General features: G+C 41.4%; 19 protein-coding genes and 1 riboswitch. Of the genes, 16 read left to right on the forward strand and 3 right to left on the reverse strand.

What is annotated here, in order from left to right; translation table 11 throughout:
* The first annotated feature begins 23 nt into the window (after positions 1-23).
* The 6 genes from dctP to NSQ70_RS02575 all read left to right on the forward strand — a co-directional run bounded on the left by dctP (position 24) and on the right by NSQ70_RS02575 (position 6,292).
* Positions 24-1,292: a C4-dicarboxylate transporter DctP gene (gene dctP / locus NSQ70_RS02550; protein ID WP_007496516.1), complete on the forward strand. Its 1,269-nt coding sequence runs from the start codon at positions 24-26 to the stop codon at positions 1,290-1,292.
* Positions 1,293-1,501: 209 nt separating this feature from the next.
* Positions 1,502-2,524, forward strand: coding sequence for an AI-2E family transporter (locus tag NSQ70_RS02555; protein ID WP_007496515.1), 1,023 nt, complete (start codon positions 1,502-1,504; stop codon positions 2,522-2,524).
* Between the two features lie 63 nt (positions 2,525-2,587).
* Positions 2,588-2,722, forward strand: a riboswitch (cyclic di-AMP (ydaO/yuaA leader).
* 44 nt (positions 2,723-2,766) lie between these two features.
* Positions 2,767-4,041, forward strand: a complete 1,275-nt coding sequence (locus NSQ70_RS02560; protein ID WP_082627000.1) for a dicarboxylate/amino acid:cation symporter — start codon at positions 2,767-2,769, stop codon at positions 4,039-4,041.
* A gap of 126 nt (positions 4,042-4,167) precedes the next feature.
* Positions 4,168-5,094 (forward strand): ABC transporter ATP-binding protein, encoded by a 927-nt coding sequence (locus NSQ70_RS02565; protein WP_144668458.1) that lies wholly within the window; start codon positions 4,168-4,170, stop codon positions 5,092-5,094.
* A complete protein-coding gene (locus tag NSQ70_RS02570; protein WP_148943814.1) occupies positions 5,072-5,839 on the forward strand; it encodes an ABC transporter permease in 768 nt (255 codons plus the stop codon). The genes NSQ70_RS02565 and NSQ70_RS02570 overlap by 23 nt, the downstream gene beginning before the upstream one ends.
* Positions 5,840-5,956: 117 nt before the next feature.
* Positions 5,957-6,292, forward strand: coding sequence for a hypothetical protein (locus tag NSQ70_RS02575; protein WP_017366657.1), 336 nt, complete (start codon positions 5,957-5,959; stop codon positions 6,290-6,292).
* 98 nt (positions 6,293-6,390) lie between these two features.
* Here the strand turns inward: NSQ70_RS02575 and fbpB are convergent, their stop codons facing one another.
* Both fbpB and NSQ70_RS02585 read right to left on the reverse strand, forming a co-directional pair.
* Positions 6,391-6,540, reverse strand: coding sequence for a Fur-regulated basic protein FbpB (gene fbpB / locus NSQ70_RS02580; protein WP_017366658.1), 150 nt, complete (start codon positions 6,538-6,540; stop codon positions 6,391-6,393).
* 338 nt (positions 6,541-6,878) lie between these two features.
* Positions 6,879-7,199: a thioredoxin family protein gene (locus tag NSQ70_RS02585; RefSeq protein ID WP_008346934.1), complete on the reverse strand. Its 321-nt coding sequence runs from the start codon at positions 7,197-7,199 to the stop codon at positions 6,879-6,881.
* Between the two features lie 185 nt (positions 7,200-7,384).
* Between NSQ70_RS02585 and NSQ70_RS02590 the strand changes: the two genes are divergently transcribed.
* The 7 genes from NSQ70_RS02590 (at position 7,385) to NSQ70_RS02620 (ending at position 14,831) form a co-directional block, all read left to right on the forward strand.
* Positions 7,385-8,467, forward strand: coding sequence for a D-alanine--D-alanine ligase (locus NSQ70_RS02590; RefSeq protein WP_039169882.1), 1,083 nt, complete (start codon positions 7,385-7,387; stop codon positions 8,465-8,467).
* Between the two features lie 81 nt (positions 8,468-8,548).
* Positions 8,549-9,913 (forward strand): UDP-N-acetylmuramoyl-tripeptide--D-alanyl-D-alanine ligase, encoded by a 1,365-nt coding sequence (gene murF, locus NSQ70_RS02595; protein ID WP_110487757.1) that lies wholly within the window; start codon positions 8,549-8,551, stop codon positions 9,911-9,913.
* 26 nt (positions 9,914-9,939) lie between these two features.
* On the forward strand, positions 9,940-10,632 hold the full coding sequence (locus NSQ70_RS02600; RefSeq protein WP_045035109.1) for an alpha/beta fold hydrolase: 693 nt from the start codon (positions 9,940-9,942) through the stop codon (positions 10,630-10,632).
* Between the two features lie 127 nt (positions 10,633-10,759).
* Positions 10,760-11,098 carry a n-acetylglutamate synthase gene (locus NSQ70_RS02605; RefSeq protein WP_113767287.1) on the forward strand — a complete coding sequence of 113 codons (339 nt, stop codon included), beginning with the start codon at positions 10,760-10,762 and terminating at the stop codon, positions 11,096-11,098.
* 166 nt (positions 11,099-11,264) lie between these two features.
* Entirely contained in the window at positions 11,265-12,755 is a 1,491-nt protein-coding gene (locus tag NSQ70_RS02610; RefSeq protein ID WP_041507152.1) for a DEAD/DEAH box helicase, read from the forward strand.
* A gap of 110 nt (positions 12,756-12,865) precedes the next feature.
* Positions 12,866-13,345, forward strand: coding sequence for a PH domain-containing protein (locus NSQ70_RS02615; protein WP_041092980.1), 480 nt, complete (start codon positions 12,866-12,868; stop codon positions 13,343-13,345).
* Positions 13,335-14,831 carry a PH domain-containing protein gene (locus tag NSQ70_RS02620; protein ID WP_342502426.1) on the forward strand — a complete coding sequence of 499 codons (1,497 nt, stop codon included), beginning with the start codon at positions 13,335-13,337 and terminating at the stop codon, positions 14,829-14,831. Before NSQ70_RS02615 ends, NSQ70_RS02620 begins: the two co-directional genes overlap by 11 nt.
* Positions 14,832-14,887: 56 nt before the next feature.
* Here NSQ70_RS02620 and NSQ70_RS02625 read toward each other — a convergent pair whose 3' ends face one another.
* On the reverse strand, positions 14,888-15,493 hold the full coding sequence (locus NSQ70_RS02625) for a rhomboid family intramembrane serine protease (RefSeq protein ID WP_342502427.1): 606 nt from the start codon (positions 15,491-15,493) through the stop codon (positions 14,888-14,890).
* 94 nt (positions 15,494-15,587) lie between these two features.
* Between NSQ70_RS02625 and acpS the strand changes: the two genes are divergently transcribed.
* From acpS to alr, 3 genes are all read left to right on the forward strand, one after another.
* The gene (acpS, locus tag NSQ70_RS02630; protein ID WP_017366663.1) at positions 15,588-15,953 is read left to right on the forward strand and encodes a holo-ACP synthase; all 366 of its coding nucleotides are present in this window, start codon (positions 15,588-15,590) and stop codon (positions 15,951-15,953) included.
* A 160-nt stretch (positions 15,954-16,113) separates the two neighbouring features.
* Positions 16,114-17,130, forward strand: a complete 1,017-nt coding sequence (locus NSQ70_RS02635; RefSeq protein WP_007496489.1) for an outer membrane lipoprotein-sorting protein — start codon at positions 16,114-16,116, stop codon at positions 17,128-17,130.
* A 135-nt stretch (positions 17,131-17,265) separates the two neighbouring features.
* Positions 17,266-18,447 (forward strand): alanine racemase, encoded by a 1,182-nt coding sequence (gene alr / locus NSQ70_RS02640; protein ID WP_047946997.1) that lies wholly within the window; start codon positions 17,266-17,268, stop codon positions 18,445-18,447.
* Positions 18,448-18,523 lie beyond the last annotated feature (76 nt).

Consider the following 18,523-nt stretch of genomic DNA (forward strand, 5'->3'; position numbering starts at 1 on the left):
AAGGGTGAGGGAGTTGATTTTTTATGAAGAGGCTATTGAAGAACCTGACATTTCAGGTCATTGCAGCTGTCATTATCGGGATCATTGTTGGGATGGTTTGGCCAAACGTCGGGAAAGAAATGAAGCCGCTTGGTGACACATTTATTAATGCAGTGAAAATGGTCATTGCACCCATTATTTTCTTAACCATTGTTCTTGGAATTGCCAAGATGGGGGATATGAAAAAGGTTGGAAAAGTTGGGGGAAAAGCTTTTATCTATTTTGAAGTTGTGACGACGCTTGCGCTTGTCATCGGACTGTTTGTGGTCAATATCATGAAGCCGGGAGCGGGTCTTGACTATAGTAAGCTTGAAAAAGGGGATGTCTCGCAATATACCCAAAATGGGGGACAGGGTATCGACTGGATGGAGTTTGTCACACACATTGTGCCATCTAACATGGTAGATGCCTTTGCAAAGGGAGATATTTTACAGGTCTTATTCTTCTCTATTTTATTCGGTGTTGCGCTCGCTGCACTTGGCGAGAAGGGGAAAGGCATCATCGAATGGCTTGATAAACTGTCGCTTGTCTTCTTTAAAATCATTGGTTACATCATGCGTGCCGCGCCATTAGGGGCATTTGGAGCAATGGCTTATACAATCGGACACTTCGGTTTAGCTTCAATTAAACCACTGGCTAGTCTGATGCTTTCCGTTTATATGACGATGTTCTTGTTTATTTTCGTCGTGCTGAACATCATTTGTAAAATGTATGGCTTCAGCCTGTTCGGTTATCTCCGTTTTATCAAAGATGAAATTTTAATTGTTCTTGGCACAAGTTCTTCAGAATCTGTCTTGCCAAGAATGATGGATAAAATGGAACGCTACGGGTGCTCTAAGTCGGTCGTTGGACTTGTCATTCCGACAGGCTATTCTTTTAACTTAGATGGAACCTCAATCTACTTGTCCATGGCCGTGGTCTTCTTAGCGCAAGTGTTTGGGGTGGATCTATCCATCGGACAGCAGATCACGATTATCCTTGTTCTGATGCTCACATCAAAGGGAGCAGCTGGAGTCACAGGAAGCGGATTTATCGTGCTGGCTTCTACACTTGCTGCACTTCAGGTTATCCCGCTAGAAGGTCTTGCACTGCTATTAGGGGTCGACCGTTTCATGAGTGAAGGAAGAGCGATTACGAACCTGATTGGAAATGGAATTGCGACAATTGTTGTAGCGAAAAGTGAAGGGGAATTTGACGAAGCGAAGAGTAAAACAGCGCTACAGGAAATGCGAAATATCAAGCAGGCTGTTTAGTATAAAAACAACCAAAAACCGAAACCTTATGTTCTACATGGGGTTCGGTTTTTTCTTGTGTAAAAAAGAAAAAACATAAAAGCTTGATAAATTTAGGACGAATCGTAAGACCTCATTGACCTTTTGTTATATAATTTACAGAAAGATCCGATATAATGAATATGAGATCCAACGAAAAATAGACTTTAGTCCTGGCAGGTGTGTAACGTATGGCGGCATTTTTTAAATTGTTCGAAAAACCTGGTGTTAAGAGGTTTTCAGTATTTGTAGTATTAGCCACAGCATTATATCTATTAAGAGGAATGATGAATTTAATCCTCCTGACCTTCATTTTCACCTTTTTAATGAACCGGTTAGAAGAGGTCATAAGAGGCTTTTTAAATCGCTTCCTGAAAATAGGACAGAAATCAGTCATCACCATTTTGTACATCCTTCTAGCTGGTGGATTGACGTTTGGCGGCTTTGTGTTTGTGCCCATCATTGCTAAACAGGTGGAACAGTTATTTCATTTAGGGAAAAAGATTGCAGATCATCCACAAGATTTACCCTTCTTTGACGTCGTCACCAATGTGTTCGGAGATTTCAAAATATCTTCTTTCTTCGAGAAAGGGTTTAATTTCCTCTATACATACTTAACAGATTTCAGCACGTTCAGTATCCAGGTCATTATGTCCTTAATATTAAGCATGTTCTTCCTGTTCGAAAAGGAACGCCTCATTCAATTCATGAATAAGTTCAAAACGAGTAAAATCTCCGTGTTCTATCATGAAATTGCCTTCTTTGGACGTAAGTTTTCCAGAACATTTGGTAAGGTACTTGAAGCACAGTTCATCATTGCAACAGTTAACTGTGTCTTAACGACAATTGCGCTTGGCATTATGGGCTTCCCGCAATTATTTGGATTAGCGGTCATGGTCTTCTTGTTAGGTTTAATTCCTGTAGCGGGTGTGGTCATCTCCCTCGTTCCACTCAGCATCATTGCGTATACACTTGGAGGCGGAATGTACGTCCTATATATTGTGCTGGTGATTGTGATCATCCATGCCATTGAAGCCTACTTCTTAAATCCGAAGCTCATGTCAGCTAAAACAGAGCTCCCTATTTTCTTCACGTTTATTGTCCTAATCTTTTCTGAACACTATATTGGCATTTGGGGACTGATTATCGGCATCCCAATCTTTGTGTTTATCTTAGATATCTTGGAGGTCACGAATAAGGAAGAAAGTAATTAAAAAGTTCATATGAACCTGTTTACAATTTTCTAAAAATAAGGTATAAATAGTATGAAAATATCATATTACCACACGCTTAATCCTTCTAAAGGAATGGGGGACCCAAGTTTTTGGGGTGAATTTTTCTTATTTTAAGAAAAAAGGACATCTCTTCGTCCTAACCCGTCAGCTAACCTCATCAGCGTGAAGAGAGTAGACAGTGGTACACGTATGGACACGCAGGCCCACGAGAAGACTCTCTCGTGGGCCTTTTTGACGAGGAAGGGGAGATTTTATTGAAGCTTGCGACGAAAATTATTATTGCTTTAATTGTAGGTGCAATCACAGGACTACTGCTCAACATTTTTGCTCCAAATGTATTCAAAGTGTTAGACCCTTATCTATTTACACCTCTAGGTCAAATCTTCTTAAACCTGATTAAAATGTTAGTTGTACCGATTGTCTTCTTTTCGATCACACTTGGTGTAGCAGGCCTTGGCGATCCGAAAAAACTTGGCAGAATCGGCGTAAAAACCATTACTTACTTTCTACTCACTACGACTTTTGCCATCATTATTGGCATTTCATTGGCCTTACTTATTAAGCCAGGCGCATTTGGCAATTTTGATACGAAAGCGGCAGAATATTCCGCTAAGGAAGCCCCATCAATGGCAGACACACTACTCAATATTATTCCAACCAATCCAGTCCAATCTCTAGTTGAAGGAAATATGCTTCAAATTATCGTCTTCTGTGTATTTTTAGGTCTTGGCATTGCCTTGCTCGGTAAAAAAACAGAAGGTTTGCTGAAGCTGTTTGAACAAGGAAATGAATTAATGATGTATCTTGTCGGTGTTGTGATGAAATTCGCACCGTACGGGACATTCGGTTTGATCGCAACGGCAATTGGCAGTCAGGGGCTCGATGCCATGAAAGCGATGGGACTTTACTTCTCAGTCGTCTTAATTGCGCTGATCTTGCATTTCTTCCTGACCTATGGGTCAACCGTTGCCCTATTAGCTAAACGAAATCCAATGGCATTCTTCAAAGGATTTTCTCCAGCGATGGTTGTGGCATTTAGTACATCAAGCAGTAACGCAGTGCTGCCAGTATCAATGGAAACAGCTCAAAAGCGCTTAAAGGTGCCAGAACCTATTTCAAGCTTTGTGCAGCCGCTAGGTGCGACCATTAATATGGATGGTACAGCGATCATGCAAGGGGTTGCGACTATTTTTATCGCACAAGTGTATGGAGTTGAATTAACCCTTGTTCAAATGCTGACAGTTGTCTTAACGGCAGTACTAGCAAGTATTGGCACAGCAGGTGTCCCAGGGGTAGGGCTCATCATGCTAGCCATGGTTTTAAATTCCGTGAATCTTCCTGTTGAGGGCATTGCGCTGATCCTTGGCATAGACCGCTTATTAGACATGGCAAGAACCGTGGTCAATATTACAGGTGACGCAGCATGTGCGGTGATTGTTTCTGAAACCGAGAAGAAACATGAGAAGGAAGCACCAACACCTAATTTATCACTGTAACAACAAGAAGGGCTGACTGGATCAGCCCTTTGTTTCGTGGAACGGCTTGTCTAGCGTGATATACTTTTTACAGGATGAGCGGCCGTAACTGCCGCCATAGGTTTTACATCAGAAGGAGGAACCACTTTGCAGTCTGCTGTTTTACACATAGAGAACGTCGATAAACAAATTGGCCGGCATCAAATTTTACAACATATTTCGATGGACATTAGGCAAGGGGAAATTGTCGGTTTACTTGGACCAAATGGGTCTGGAAAAACGACCTTGATTCGATTGATTGTTGGCTTGATGAAAAAAAACAACGGCCGGATCATCATGAATGGATATTCTCAAGATGATGATCATCTAAAAGCGATGTCATCTGTTGGGGCGATCATAGAAAATCCGGAATTTTATTCATATTTAACAGGTTTTGAAAACCTTGAGCTGTATGCGTCTATGCATGATGGAGTTTCAGAAGAGCGCATTTTTGAAGTGGTAAAAAGAGTTCGTCTGGAGCACGCCATTCACCAGAAGGTCAAAACGTATTCACTAGGGATGAAACAAAGGCTCGGGATTGCACAAGCCATTTTGCATAAGCCCAATCTGCTCATTTTAGATGAACCAACAAATGGGCTTGATCCCGCAGGAATGAAGGAGTTTCGAGAGCACTTGCAAATGCTTGTACAAGAAGAAGGTGTCTCTGTGTTATTTGCTACACATCTTTTGCATGAAGTAGAAGAGCTTTGTGACCGCATGATCATCATCCAAAAAGGACAGATCAAAGCCAATACAAACCTTCGCGACATGGAAGGAAAAGAGCAGGTGCTGATGAATATTCAGCCAGTAGAAAAGGCAGTTTCATGGCTAGATACGCAAGGATATACATATGAACAAAGGGATCAGCATGTGCTGGTTCAACTGAAAAAAGACCGTGTGCCGGAGCTGAATAAACAGCTTGTCTTAGCAGAATTTGATGTACTTGAAATGACGCCTCAAAAACAATCAATTGAAGAGGCCTTTATGAAATGGACGGAAGGCGGGACGGAAGATGCTTCAACTCATCAAGAATGAACATAAAAAAATCACGAGACAAAAGATCACATTCATTGCACTTGGACTGATTGTTGTCTTTCAATTGACGATGGCACTAGCATTAAAACGAGTCATTTCCGGGCTTGGCGGGCAAGATACAGTCGCGAACTATTTTGCTTATTCCACGAATGTTGTGTTTATTTTACAAGTGTTCGCTGTCGTGATTGGCGCCACATTGATCTCAACAGAGTTTCAAAAAAGAACCATCAAGTTCTTGTTGATCCGGCCAAAGACAAGGCTTCATATTTTCTTGTCAAAATACATCACTCTTGTGCTGATGGTCCTTTACCTGTTTGTTTTTTATTATGTGTTCGCTTTTCTTTTTGGCCTTATTTTCTTTGGTACTGATTTTGATGAAAGCACTGGCCGGTTATTTCTGCACACATTTGCTGTGATTGGATCACAGTGGGTGGAAGTGGTCATGATGGCAAGCTTTGCTTTTCTGTGCTCAAGTTTGTTTAGAAACAGTCTGATTGCACTTGTGACTTCATTTTTCGTCTTATACGCGGCGAAATCATTAGTGTCGATCATGTCTCTGTTAGAAAATCAGTGGGGGAAAATTCTACTTTTCGCTAATACGGACTTCACACAATACAGTTTTCAAGGTCCGCCGCTCTTTCAGGGCATGAACCCTCTGTTTTCGCTATTCATTGTAGGGGCGCATTTCGTTTTCTTTGTTGGTGCTGCTTGGCTCCTTTTTTGGAAGCGTGATGTAAATGTGTAAAAATTGTGTCAAATAACAAGAAAAATTCGTGACATCTTTGTGAAAACGAGTCTGTATTTCACGATAACCGGCTGATTTTGTCTTATAATAAGACAGAGTCATGGAGGTGGCACTATCGTGAAAAATTTTATTACGGCTTTACCTATTTTGCTGCTGTTGTCGTTTTCGTTTGTGTCTTTTGCCTTCCAGTTTGATCATCTTGTTTATTTCAGACTAGCGCTAGGGATCTTTTCATTAGCGGGTCTTTTCTTTCTGTATACACTTAAAAGAAACATGAAATGGTTCATGGTCTATTTATATGCGAGCTGGATCGTTCTTGCTGCCGTTACGACATTTGAAGAACCCGTGTTTTCACAATTCTTCTTCGGTGGTTTAACGATGACAATGGGTTATCTAACATATATGCTCATCTATTTAGGAATGAAGCAAGACCGTGTAGCGAAATCACATTAAAACAAAAGCCGATAAAATCGAAGAATAGATTTTATCGGCTTTTTCTTTTCTTCAGGCAAATAAAAAAGCAGCCATCTGTTTGACTGCTCTTCTTGTGTTTATGATTCACGTCCAGCAGCGGCAAGCTGCTTCTGGTGCTTTTTGTCGATGGTTGCGTATATACTTTCCATCATCTTAGGGTCTCGCATGATCGCTTCTTTGTTTTCTTCAATCAATTGCTGATACGTTTTGATTTTTTTCTTAGACATGTAACTCAACGCTCCTTTGGTAGAATGGACTCTATAAGATTTCACACAGATGAAATTGATAATCATTTTCAATTAGCATCTCCATTATACAAAGCAGAATGTCATAAGTAAAGATTCAATTCAGAAAATTCACGTAACCGACATATTCCCATCCATATCGACGATGAATTCTTTCCCAGGAAATAATCCGCTGTCAAACCTTGTCATGAAATCAGATCAAACATTCCTGTCGATGTTGAAACATTTTAGCCGCACATCTCGTCTTATGAAGAGATTTGATTTAAAAGGATATAAAAAAGACACCAGCATGAGTTGGCTGATGTCTCCATTTAAATGAGTTATGAAACGTGTTCTTGAAGAAACTCTGTTACTTCTTCAGGTGATTTAGCGTTGGCACTGTGTAAATGACCTGTTTTTTCGCCATTTTTGAAAATTAACAGGCTAGGAATTCCCATGACCTGATACGTTTCCGCTAACTCAGGAAAGTCGTCTTTGTTTATTTCAAACCATTCATTCTGAGCATAAGCCTCTAAGATGTCTGGAATGAACATGTCCATTCTAGTGCAATCAGGGCACCATGTCGCAAAGAATTTAACGATGACCTCTTTGTCTGATTGAATGATTTCGTTGAATTGTTCAGTGCTTGTAATTTTTTTCAATTTGTCACAACTCCTTTTCAATGTCATTTTAATATAAAATAAAGGCGAATGACATACAAATGCTCGGGGGGGCGCTTACAACCTTTACAAATCATTTCAATTCCGTAACAACAAAAATTAATTAGAGCATTTTTGCTTGAAAGTGATAAGATAGTAAAGATGAATTTTAGTGGGGGGAGTATCCATTGAAAATAAGTTTAGGATTGGTTTACGGCGGAAAGTCAGCCGAACATAATGTATCACTGCAAACAGCCCTTGCAGTTACGAAAGCACTTAACACTGAGAAGTTCGATATACATCCAATTTATATTACAGAAGAGGGCGAATGGCTAAGAGGAGAAAAACTCACTGAACCAGTATCAAACGTCAAAATGCTTCAATTTGAACAAAATGCAAAGACGTTTTTACCAACTTCTTTAAATGAAAGCATGTTTCCACAGCCTGCATCAGCTGATGAAAAGATTGATGTTGTCTTTCCATTGCTACATGGGCCAAATGGTGAAGATGGGACCATGCAAGGGTTACTTGAACTAATGAATATCCCGTATGTCGGTAACGGCGTTCTCGCGTCTGCTGCGGGTATGGATAAAGTCATGATGAAAGATGTGTTTGCTCAAGCTGGGCTTGCGCAGGCAAAGCATCTTTCCTTCAATAAAAAGGATTATGAGAAAGCCATATCAGACAGTCTAGAACAGGTAGAAGCAGTTCTCGGGTATCCTTGTTTTGTGAAACCTGCCAACATGGGATCAAGTGTCGGAATTAGTAAATGCCGCAGCAAAGAAGAGCTGCAAACAGCATTTGATTTGGCTTTCCAATATGATCGTCGTGTTGTTGTGGAAGAAGGCGTTGTAGGACGAGAAATTGAAATTGGTGTATTAGGAAATGACGAGCCGAAATGCTCAGTCGTTGGTGAAATTGCACCTAAAACAGATTTTTATGACTACAAAGCAAAATATGAAGATGGCGATACAGATTTGATCATTCCTGCGAGTGTGTCAGAGGAAGAGTACAAGACGATTCACGATATGGCGATTAAGGCATTTAAAGCCATTGATGGATCTGGCCTCGTACGTGCAGATTTCTTCCTAACAGAAGAAGGCGAAGTGCTGATCAATGAAGTGAATACAATGCCAGGGTTCACACCTTTTAGTATGTTCCCGCTGCTTTGGAAACATACTGGTGTAGAGTATCCTGAGCTGATTGAGAAGCTGGTGTCACTTGCAATTGAACGCCATCAAGAAAAACAAACCATTAAAACCACTTTTTAATGTAAGAAGCAAGCAGACACTATCCTACAGGTAGTGTCTCTTTTCCTTCAAACGTGAAATGAGAAAGAGAGGCGAAAAAACATGATCAAACGTACAGTGAAACAAGTCGCCCAAATGGCTGGTGGCACATTATCGAATGAAGCTTTTGGCGAAGAACAGATACACGGAGTGACAACAGATACACGAAAAGTATCAAAAGGCGCACTATTTATCCCGCTTATTGGGGAACATTTTAACGGTCACACTTTTGCTTCAAAAGCAGTGGAGCTTGGAGCGGCAGCGGTTCTTTGGAATCAAACAGAAGCGAATCCACCGTTCGATGTACCTGTCATACTTGTAGAGGATACTTTGACAGCACTCCAACAGCTTGCAAAATCATACTTAAAAGAGGAAAATCCTCGAGTTGTCGGTATTACTGGAAGTAATGGCAAAACAACGACGAAAGATATGATCCATTCAGTCTTACAAACGACATACAGAGTCCACAAAACGGATGGCAACTTTAATAATCACATTGGACTTCCACTGACCATCCTTGCGATGCCAGAAGGAACCGAGATTGCTGTACTAGAGATGGGCATGAGTGCAAAAGGGGAAATCGAATTTTTATCTAAACTCGCTGAACCTGATGCAGCTGTCATCACCAATATTGGAGAATCTCATATGCAGGATTTAGGATCAAGAGAAGCCATTGCAGATGCAAAATGTGAGATCACAAAAGGGTTAAAAGAGGATGGGACTTTTTATTATTTAGGAGACGAGCCTTTACTCCGCCAAAGAGCAAATGCCCTGGCACGCAGCGTAAAAATGTTTGGAGAATCAGAGGACTGTGATATCAAGGTGATTCACATCCACCAACTCGCTGAAGGTACTGAATTTCAAGTGGAGGGATATGCTCAAGGGTTTCTCATTCCTGTATTAGGGAAACACAATGTAAAGAATGCTCTTGCAGCTATTGCAATCGGCCAGCATTTCGGTCTGAATGAAAGACAAATTGCCCAAGGGCTGATGCAAACGAAATTGACAGGCATGCGTTTAGAACTGTTTAAAACAGATAAGGGCATCACGGTTATCAACGATGCGTATAATGCGAGTCCTACGTCGATGAAAGCAGCGATTGATCTTGTAGGAGATATGGATGGCTTTGCTAACCGCATACTCGTTCTCGGAGATATGCTGGAGATGGGCAGTGAAGAAGAGACCTATCATTTTGAAGTAGGGGAGTACATCAAGCCTGAGTTTATTGATCATGTTTTAACGTTTGGCCGTCTTGGCGCATTCATTGCTGAAGGAGCAAAGAAAGCATTTGGAGACGACCGCGTGTCTTCTTATATGGACAAAGAAGAACTGAAGAAAAAACTAGCGGATGTGGCAGGACCTGACGATGTCGTTCTGGTCAAAGCTTCCCGTGGCATGAGATTGGAAGACGTTATTACTGCACTATAAATCAGATCGGCAAAGAAGGTGACAGGGTGATTGGCTGTCTATGTATACACGGTTTTACTGGTGCCCCGTATGAAGTAGAGCCGCTTGCGGAATATTTAAAGCAGACGACAGATTGGACGGTACAATCTGTCACGCTTCCGGGGCATGGGGAGGAACTTCAGCTCAAAGGCATTCTCTATCAGGAGTGGATTGCCACCGCTGAATTAGAACTCTTATCCCTTTACCGAACATGTGACACCATTTATTTGGTCGGCTTTTCTATGGGCGGGATGATTGCCTCATATTTAGCAGCGAAGTATCCAGTGGCCCGTCTTGTTCTGTTAAGTGCTGCTGCTAAATATGTAAACCCAAAACAAATGATTCAAGACACAAGGCAGATGGTGAAGGAATCCTTGTCTGGTTTGATTGAGACGAACCCATTGTATGATCGATATCGTCATAAGCTGACGAGTACACCGCTATCAGCTGCTGTAGAATTTATGAAATTGGTGAAGCAAACGAAAGGTTCTCTTGAAAAGCTTCATCTACCTGTCTTGATCGTTCAAGGTGAAAGTGATGGGATCGTCCCCGCTTCTAGTGCAGAATTCATTTATCATAAAATCCCGTCCCGTCAGAAAGAAATGTTCTATTTACCTGATTGTAAACATCACGTTTGTCATGAGCCTTGTGCACAGCAATTGTTTGAGAAAGTCGAACAATTTCTAAAAAAAACAATTTAATCTATAGAAAAGCTAAAATGTGGCTAAACTAATATAAATTGAATCCCACTTGTTAAAATTTGCATCATTTTTGTCGAATGAGTGACAGGCCTATGTTACAATAGGTAAGAAAAGGTGGTCGATTCGGTTGTTTCAATATGACGGAAAAACCTTTATCCCGCAGTCTAATTCGAGCAATGGGGAAGTATCGGAAGGAACCATATTTCAATATCGTCAGGACGGGAATATTTTAACGGGCACATATCAAGGCGGCAGTATTCAATCTGGCGTGCTTGTAGGAACTGTGAATATAGACGGAGCACTTCATTTTAGATATCATCATGTTAGTAAGGATGGCAGCATGAGAAGCGGTTCATGTCATTCCACTCCTAAGCAGCTGGATAACGGAAAAATTCAACTGTTTGAAAAGTGGAAATGGATGGACGGAGATCAAAGTGAAGGTGAATCGGTCATTGTCGAGCAGTAGATATATCCATTTCTGTCTTGTTGAAAAACAAATAGTGTAATGGTAAGATATAATGTAGGGTAATTCGGGCTTTGTATATAATGGACCTGTCCTTTCATACAAAGGGCAGTTTTTAATGATCATTCACGAGATTACTGAAACAGCAATTAGAAGGAGTTTGAATAATTTGACTATAACGTTTCAAGATTTTCAATTAAGCGAAAGTCTCATGAAAGCTATTAACCGCATGGGATTTGAAGAAGCAACACCGATTCAAGCGGAAACAATTCCTCTCGGTCTTCAGAATAAAGATGTCATTGGACAAGCACAAACAGGAACAGGAAAAACTGCAGCGTTTGGTATTCCTCTTGTAGAAAAAATCGACCCAGCGTCTCCAAATATCCAAGCGATTATCATTGCGCCAACAAGAGAATTAGCGATTCAAGTATCTGAAGAGCTATACAAAATTGGCCAAGACAAGCGTGCGCGCGTACTTCCGATTTACGGTGGACAAGATATCGGTCGCCAAATCCGTTCGCTCAAGAAAAATCCTCATATCATCGTAGGGACTCCAGGACGTTTACTCGATCACATTAACCGTCGTACAATGCGTCTTCAAAATGTTGAAACAGTCGTGCTTGATGAAGCAGACGAAATGCTAAACATGGGTTTCATCGAAGACATTGAATCGATCCTTTCAAATGTACCAAGTGAACACCAAACACTTTTATTCTCTGCGACAATGCCTGCACCAATTAAGCGTATTGCAGAACGTTTCATGACAAACCCAGAACACGTAAAAGTAAAAGCGAAAGAAATGACTGTATCTAACATCCAGCAGTTCTACTTGGATATCCATGAACGTAAAAAGTTTGATACATTGACTCGTCTTCTTGACATTCAATCACCTGAGCTTTCAATTGTCTTCGGCCGTACAAAGCGCCGCGTTGACGAATTGACTGAAGCACTGAACCTTAGAGGTTATACAGCTGAAGGAATTCATGGTGACTTGACTCAAGCGAAACGTATGGTTGCGCTTCGTAAATTCAAAGAAGGTTCAATCGATGTGCTTGTAGCAACAGACGTTGCAGCACGTGGACTTGATATTTCAGGCGTAACACACGTGTATAACTTTGACGTGCCACAAGATCCAGAAAGCTATGTACACCGTATTGGTCGTACTGGACGTGCTGGACGTACAGGTATGGCGATGACATTCATCACACCACGTGAAAAAGATATGCTTCGTGCGATCGAGCAAACGACTAAGCGTAAAATGGATCGTATGAAAGAACCAACACTAGATGAGGCAATCGAAGGACAACAACAAGTAACCATTGATCGTCTGCGCACAATCATCAGTGAAAACAACTTAAACTTCTACATGACAGCAGCTGCTGAATTATTAGAAGATCATGATTCTGTTACAGTGGTTGCGGCTGCCATCAAAATGATGACAAAAGAGCCAGATGCAACGCCTGTTCGTTTGACAGATGAAGCACCAATGGTTTCAAAACGCAATCGTAACAACCGCAGCTCTTCAAAACGTAGAGACGGTGGCGGCGGAGGCGGCTATCGCGGAAAAAGCCGTTCATCTTACGGTGATAAAAAGCGTTCTTCAAATGACCGCAATCGTTCTTCTAACGATCGTCGTCAAAAGAAATCTTATAACAACTAATTCAAAAGCGAATCCTTTGCAGGGTTCGCTTTTTTTAACAGGCCTAATGAAACTTTTTAGGCTTTCTTTCGTAATATATTGATAGAAAAGTAAGAGAATGGGGGAAGAATGTGAGAAAACAGCCGCAACGTCAAATCAGCTTAAATGGATTAAAAGTATGGCGTCTTCAAAATGGAATTATCTCATTGATTTTCTTATTCATCATCATTGGGGTATTTGTAGCTAGTTATTATTTTCAATGGCCATATTGGATTGGAGCCATCCTCATCGGTTTGTGGATTTTACAGGTCATCTTCGGAATCTGGCTCATACCGAAAATCCGCCACCACATCTGGCGCTACGAAGTATTTGAGAACGAAATTGAAATACAGCACGGACTGATTCGTGTCACACGTGTCATTGTGCCAATGGTACGTGTTCAGCATGTGGATACATCCCAAGGGCCGCTTTTAAGGCACTACCGGTTGGCATCTGTTCAAATTTCTACTGCTGCGACAGTGCATGATATTCCGGCACTGGAATTAGAAGAGGCAGATGAGCTTCGCGATTACATATCTCGATTAGCAAGGGTGACGGAAGATGATGTCTGAACCAAAACGTGTACATCCAATCTCGATGTTCATTGATTTTATATCAGATGCCGTATCCATGATCAAAAACTTCATTATCCCTTTTTTCGTGCTTATTTTTGTGAACTCGAATTCAAGTATTCGTTTTTATGCGTTTATCATTCTTGGTGTGCTTCTTTTATGGAAAGCTGTTTCAACCGTTTTAGCATGGAGACGATTCACCTACCGAATGGAAGACGATGAATTTCGAGTAGAATCAGGTGTCATCACCAAAAAGAAAAAGTATATCTCATTAGAACGAATTCAAACGGTGAATACAAGTGAAGGCATCTTCCAGCGGATTTTCGGTTTGGTTCGGGTGCAAATCGAAACGGCAGGCGGGACGGATGGACCTGAAGTGAGCCTGACGGCCATTACAAAAGCAGAAGCTGAGCAATTAAAGCAATCGATTTTCAACCGGAAGAAAAGCTTGCAACAAGAAGAAATGAATGATGAAAATTTAGATCTCCCTGATCCTCTGACAGCGCAACAGCCTGTAGAAAAAGAAATCAGTGTTTCCTACCGAATGGGTATACCAGAGCTGCTTTTGGCTGCGACCACTTCAAGCGGAATCGGCGTCATTATTTCTGGGTGTCTCGCCATTTACACACAAATAGATGAAATTCTGCCTTTGGACGGATTCCTCAAACGGTTTTCTTTTTTAAGTCATGCGAGTGTTGAGATTTATGCGATTCTCATATTTATTGCCGTATTGATTGCGTGGATTCTTAGTGTTGGGGTAACAGCCCTTCAATATGCGAATTTTAACGCAAAACGAAAAGGGAAAGACATCATCATCACAAGAGGACTCATCGAAAGGCATCAAATGACCATTCCGCTTGCGAGAATTCAAGCAGTGAAAATCAAGGAAAATATTCTTCGTGAACCATTTGGTTTTGCGACGGTCATGCTTGTCAGCGCAGGAGGTTCCATTACAGAAAAAGAGACCTCTTCTGTCTTATTTCCACTCATACGGAAGAAAAAAATCAATGAATTGTTAACGCAATTTACAGATCAATATCAGCTGGCACCAGAAAGTGAATTGAAAAAAGTGCCGAAGCGTTCACTAAAACGTTATCTGATATCTTACGGATTTGTTCCATTACTTGTAGGTATAATCCTTTCTGTACGTTTTCCACCATGGGGATATTTGGCGCTGATTCCATTACCATTTGCCTTGTTCTTTGGGTATTTAGCCTATAAACAATCAGGATATGTGATCAAAGATCAACTGATTCAATTAACGACAAGAGGTATCGGCAAGACCACCGGAATTGTTTTAAGAAAACGAATGCAAAACTATACGATGACCCAATCTTATTTTCAAAAGAAAGGGCGGGTGGCAAGTATTCACACCTTTGTGAAGTCCTCTGCCTTGCTTGATTCCTTTGGTGTGCATCACCTTGAAGAGGAAGACGCTGCACATGTATGCGATTGGTATTCCTATGAAACGAATCAATCAACTTAAACCAAAAAATGTCGATCAGCTCCCGTTAAACGGAGTGATCGACATTTTTTATGAGCTTAATAGCGTCGTTTTTTTGAATGGAAGAATAGGGTGATCGGTGCTAGGATCATGCCGCCTATCAATCCAAATAAGTGGGCCATGATGTTGATGTTCGAGTTGACGAACGTCATAATGACAGAAACGCCGAGAATCGTTAAGATGACCTGAGAATTACCACGGTCCATCATATGCGTTTTAAATAGGACAAGATAAAGATAGACGCCAAATAAACCAAATATCGCACCAGAAGCCCCGACATGTACGTACTCTAAAGGCTCCACCCAATAGGTTCCGAGATTGCCAATGAATCCAGCACCCAGATAAATCACAAGAAATCGAACCTTTCCAAGCAAATACTCAAGTGCGGGAGCGAATAGGAAGAGCGACATGGAATTGAACAGAATATGTGTCAGACTTCCGTGAAGAAAAATAGGCGTTAAAAGCCGCCACCATTCTCCTGCTGCAACACCATAATTAAAACCAACGAGATGGTCCTGCCCAAGCTGGATCATTGGAATAGGGATTGCAAATAAAAGCCATAGGCCGATTTGCAAAGCAAGGATCGCTGTTACGATTGGATACGATCTAATAAATTGTTGAAAGCTCTCCGTTCGAATAAACATAACAAACCCCTTTTGACTAGATAATGGTAAGTTTATAGTAACACGTTTATGAAGCGAACATCCAAATTAGTACGAGTATCATAGGAGGTACCTCATGATTAAAGGAATCGGTATGGATATTGTAGAGATCGGCCGGCTGTCACGAGTGCTTAGCAGGCAGCCCCGTTTACCAGAACGAATTTTGACTTTACGTGAACAGGAAGTCTTTCGCACACTAAGTGAAAAGAGACAGCTGGAGTTTCTGGCAGGACGTTTTGCGGCGAAGGAAGCATTCGCAAAAGCATACGGTACGGGAATTGGTCAGTATGTCAGCTTTCACGACATCGAGATACAAAAAGATGCGAACGGAAAACCTCTCATTAAAAGTGAGAAAACAAAAGAAGACTACGTTCATGTATCCATTACACACACAAAAGAATATGCTGCAGCACAAGTTTTAATTGAAAGGTTGTCAAGCTAGTCTGCATATTGTTTGTCCCCCCTTCATATATTGGGTAGTGCGATAAGGAAGGGCGAGTTGCTAACAGGCTTTGATGGTTCGCGGTACGCAGTTAACTCTTGAGGCGTACTGTTAAAGTCAAACAAGCGGTTTCTTCCTTTTAACACAATTAACGAAGGGGTTGAAAAGGGTGAGAAAAAGCTTTGTTTTGCTTGTAACGGGGATCCTTTTTGTACTGATTCTCTCCGCATGCGGTCAAAAATCTCAACAGGATATCGTTGGAGATTTAAACAAAAAGGCAGAGGAAATGACATCATACAAAGCCAAAGCAAAAATGACCATTGAGACAGGAAATGATCCGCAGGAATACCATGTGGAAATTTGGTACAAGAAGCCGGAGCTTTACCGTGTCTACTTAGAAAATCCGAAGAAGGATCAGAGTCAAGTCATTTTAAGAAATGGCAATGGTGTATTTGTGCTGACACCTTCATTAAACAAAAGCTTCCGCTTCCACAGCGATTGGCCGAACAACAGCAGTCAGGTGTATTTATTTGAATCACTTGTGAAAGACATTAAAAATGACAGTGCAGCTCAGTTCAAAGCAAAAGAGTCGAAGTACGTTTTTGAAACAAAAACCAACTATCAGCACAACCAAATGCTGCCGACCCAAGAGATTACCTTTCATAAAAAAACAATGGCGCCTGCCAGTGTGAAAGTACTGGATAGCGATAAAAAGCCAATGGTGAAAGTAGAATTCTCTCACTTTGAATTCAACAAATCCTTTGACAAAGACGCCTTTGATGAGAAGAAAAATATGACACTTTCTCAAATGGATGTTGCCACAAGTGCAGATCCATCTGACAGCTTTGCGGTGAAAACACCTGTGGATATGCCAGAGGGCGTGAAGAAAATGGAAGAGAAAGAAATGACAACAGATGCCGGGAAGCGTTATGTGATGACGTATGGCGGAAAGAAATCCTTCACACTCATTCAGGAAAAAGCGCGGGTAGCAGAAGCGTCTACGCCTGTGACAATGAACGGCGAGCCAGTCGATCTTGGCATGACAGTGGGTGTTCTGACAGACAAATCTCTTTCTTGGACATCTGATGGAGTTGACTACTTGATTTCTTCAAGTGATCTATCGAAGGAAGAGCTCTTGATGGTTGCAAAGAGTGTAGAAGGCCAGTCAGCTAAATAAATACCTCAGGCGAGAGCCTTAGATATGAAACATCAGCCCTATACAAGGGCTGATTTTCTTTGATTTGTTTCACTTTATTCCTGATTTTTAGTATCATATGAGGGGATTGAATCATTCAATAGGGAAGTGTGACGGATGGACACAAACGCCTTTTATAGAGACACATGGGCAGAAATTAATTTATCAGCAATCAAGCATAATGTTTCACATATGAAAGATCATATCGGTCAAAATGTTCAACTAATGGCTGTGGTGAAAGCCAATGCATATGGACATGGAGATATAGAAGTGACAAGAGCTGCTCTCAAAGCAGGAGCAGACGTATTAGCCGTCGCCTTTTTAGATGAAGCCATTTCTTTAAGAAATAAAGGCATCAAAGCACCAATACTGGTACTCGGCGCTGTACCTGCTGAATATGTCAAAGTCGCCGTTCGATACAATGTCATCATGACTGCATACTCCATCGATTGGCTGAGAGACGTCACCAACATGATGAAAGGGCAGATGGGACAGCCTATACGATTTCATTTGAAAATAGACAGCGGAATGAACCGATTAGGTGTGAAAACGATTGAGCAAGTGAACGAAGTGAAAAAACTTGTCAGCGAGCACTCTTATTTACAGCTGGAAGGCGTATTTACTCACTTTGCGACAGCAGATGAAAAGGATGAGTCCTACTTTGATCGGCAGGTCGACACCTTTCAAACACTGCTTGAGCCGCTTCATACGGACAAGCTGCTCGTTCATTGCGCCAACAGTGCAGCGGGTCTAAGGTTTAAAGACGTCTTGTTTAACATGGTTCGCTTCGGTATCAGTATGTACGGGCTGTCACCGTCAGAAGAAATCAAGGATGAACTGCCTTTCAAGCTCGAAGAAGCTATGTCTCTTCATACAAAACTTGCCCATGTGAAGCACATTCAAAAGGGTGAGAGTGTCAGCTACGGAGCAACGTATACAGCCAATCAAGATACGTGGATCGGCACGGTTCCAGTTGGCTATGCAGATGGATGGATCCGGAAGCTGGCAGGAACGGAAGTACTTGTTGGTGGAAAGCGCCGGAAGATCGCCGGAAGGGTTTGTATGGATCAATTCATGGTTGAACTGAAAGACAAGCTTCCAGTAGGGGAACCGGTCGTTTTAATTGGTAAGCAAGGAGAAGACATGGTACCAGTCGATGAAATCGCTAAAAGACTTGAAACCATTAACTATGAAGTCACGTGCTCGATTGGCCACCGTGTTCCAAGAGTATATATAGAAGACGGCAAAAGAGTGCAAGTGCGGAATCCACTCCTTCAAGGCGGGTCAAGTTTTTTATAAACAACATTCAAAAAGAACGATAGTCAAACTGACTTCGTTCTTTTTTATTCGACAAAAATAGGGTAAACATTCTCCC

This window comes from Bacillus sp. FSL R5-0397 (assembly GCF_038593395.1).
Lineage (GTDB): Bacteria > Bacillota > Bacilli > Bacillales > Bacillaceae > Bacillus > Bacillus altitudinis.

Bases quoted from the DNA above. Each gene is read 5' to 3' on its own strand.
- NSQ70_RS02625 (WP_342502427.1), bottom strand. From the start codon at position 15,493: ATGTTTATTCGAACGGAGAGCTTTCAACAATTTATTAGATCGTATCCA.
- acpS (WP_017366663.1), top strand. From the start codon at position 15,588: ATGATTAAAGGAATCGGTATGGATATTGTAGAGATCGGCCGGCTGTCA.
- NSQ70_RS02620 (WP_342502426.1), top strand. From the start codon at position 13,335: ATGATGTCTGAACCAAAACGTGTACATCCAATCTCGATGTTCATTGAT.
- NSQ70_RS02555 (WP_007496515.1), top strand. From the start codon at position 1,502: ATGGCGGCATTTTTTAAATTGTTCGAAAAACCTGGTGTTAAGAGGTTT.
- alr (WP_047946997.1), top strand. From the start codon at position 17,266: ATGGACACAAACGCCTTTTATAGAGACACATGGGCAGAAATTAATTTA.
- fbpB (WP_017366658.1), bottom strand. From the start codon at position 6,540: ATGTCTAAGAAAAAAATCAAAACGTATCAGCAATTGATTGAAGAAAAC.
- dctP (WP_007496516.1), top strand. From the start codon at position 24: ATGAAGAGGCTATTGAAGAACCTGACATTTCAGGTCATTGCAGCTGTC.
- NSQ70_RS02570 (WP_148943814.1), top strand. From the start codon at position 5,072: ATGCTTCAACTCATCAAGAATGAACATAAAAAAATCACGAGACAAAAG.
- murF (WP_110487757.1), top strand. From the start codon at position 8,549: ATGATCAAACGTACAGTGAAACAAGTCGCCCAAATGGCTGGTGGCACA.